Annotated in this window: 1 pseudogene; it reads right to left on the bottom strand. The window is 63.8% G+C overall.

The annotated features are described in order from the left end of the window. Window positions 1-439, bottom strand: a pseudogene (locus DEQ92_RS22905) (hypothetical protein); the annotation flags it as partial.

Genomic DNA, 439 nt, shown 5'->3' with positions numbered 1-439 from the left:
TGGAACGAGGCCGCGGCGTCGAAGCTTGTGAGCTCGTCGATCCGCTGTTCTAACTCCTCGATTTCTGCCTGGAGGTCTGCCGTGTCCTCGTCGGTAGCGGCCAGTTGATCTTGCAGCCCTTGCAGCCGCGTTGCTTTGCGTTCTTCGTCGACGTCCGCCTTCCGTACGTACTCGCTTTCTTCGATCTCGTAGACGTCCGACTCCGAGAGCTCCGTCACTTCGAGCGCGTCGTCGACCTTGCTGGCGTCCACACTGGTCACGCGCTCACGGTCGATCCCGGCCGCTGTCAGTGTCTCCAGCACTTCGTCGTCATCGTTCAGCGTCCGGTTGCGCCGGGACGTCCGCTGGACCGACCCGTACTGCCCGGAGACGGGCTGGTCGTGATGGAGACGGGCGAGCAGCACGCTCCGTACGTCCTGCCGGAGGTCGTTGGCGTTTC

The sequence above is a fragment of the Haloferax sp. Atlit-6N genome (assembly GCF_003383195.1).
Classification (GTDB): Archaea; Halobacteriota; Halobacteria; order Halobacteriales; family Haloferacaceae; genus Haloferax; species Haloferax gibbonsii.
This window is presented reverse-complemented; position numbering and strand designations above follow the sequence as displayed.